Raw genomic sequence first — 1,501 nt, forward strand, 5'->3', positions numbered from 1 at the left:
CGTCCGGGAGGCCCTTGGCCTCGATCGTAAATGGGCCGGCCTCAATGGTCAGCCATTGCTTCGTGGCGCAACAGGTCCCGTCCGGCAACACATCCCACGAGCCCCGCCGAACCACCAGCGGCCCAGTCGAGAGGTCATCGAAGAACGCGCCGCGCCGCCCAATCCCGTACAAGTTGCGATGCGGCACTTTCACCACGATCTCGGTATCCGTCCAGGATTGCACCAAGGCCGCCGCACCGTTGAAGAGCACTTCCGTCCGCGACACGTTGGAGATGACCGTGCTGCCGGACGACTCCGGCTCATTGATCTCCACATCCAGCCGCCGCTTATAAGCCTTCTGACTCAATTCCAACCCGGTATGTTCCGCCGTCTTCAGGAACGTACCGAACCCCTTGCCCTTGATCGTCACGAGATCATCCAACCCGGCGGACTTCGGTTCATACGAGTCGATGACCGGCGTCACGAGCGTAAAGACCCCGGCGTCAGTCACGGTTTCACCCCGCGCGGCACAGCAGGTTCCATCCGGATTGGGCCGGGTGCCGCTCCGATAGATCTTCACCGGCCCGCTCTTGACGCTATAGGGCACCCACACATCGATGCGCTCGTCGATCCAGCGATAAATGACCGCCGGCACGCCGCCGATCTCGACGCGATTCTCGCCCTTGTTGAAATCGGCAAAGTTAAAGGGGGTGGCGCCGCTCTCCGAATACACGCCAAAGTGCTCGCCGGTGATCCGGAGCAGCGTGCCGATGGGGGCACTGGCCGGCATCACCGGGTGAGCCGTCGGCACCTGCACGGTGAAGGTGCCCAGCGCTCGCTCCCGGCCCTGCCGTTTCAAGACCAAGGGGCCGGTGGCCGCATCGAGCGGCACGTGCGCCACAATCACATCGTTGTTCCACTGGGCGATCGTCGTGGGGGTGGCCCCGATCAGAACGGCATCGTCCGCTCCCTTGGTCCCAAAATCCTGCCCGAACAAGACGACCTTTGTGCCCACTGGCCCGGCCATCGGATCGACGCGCACGCTGGGCACTAACGCAAGGGGCACGGCATTGCTCGTCACATAGTCCACCGGCGCGCAGCAGGAGCCGTCGGGTAAGGGATCGGACGAGGCCAGCCGCACGACGACCTCGCCGGACGCCGCATTCGTCGGAATCTGCACCTCAATGGTGTCGTCCTTCCATCGGCGCGGCCGCACCACGACCCCACCGACGACCACATCGTTGACGCCAAACATCGTATTGGGATCGCGCGCCCCAGCCGTGGCTCCGAAATGCGCCCCGGTGATCGTGACCATCATGCCGCGCTCTGCCTCGGTGGGCGTGATGGCGTCGATATGCGGTGTCACCACGGTGAATGTCCCAGCCGAGAGCGTCTTCTTTCCGATCCGCATCTCGACAGGCCCGGTCGTGGCCTTGAACGGGACCTTCACCTCGACCAGGTCGGACTCCCACCGCTGAATCAAGGCCGGCTTCCCGGCAAAGGTCACCTTATTGAACTGCAC

At 63.8% G+C, this 1,501-nt stretch carries 1 protein-coding gene; it reads right to left on the minus strand.

Annotated elements, in window-relative coordinates:
- Positions 1–1,501 (minus strand): IPT/TIG domain-containing protein (locus NITLEN_RS06330; RefSeq protein ID WP_146216117.1); only part of this gene is annotated, 1,501 nt, incomplete at both ends.

This window comes from Nitrospira lenta, from assembly GCF_900403705.1.
Taxonomy (GTDB): Bacteria; Nitrospirota; Nitrospiria; order Nitrospirales; family Nitrospiraceae; genus Nitrospira_D; species Nitrospira_D lenta.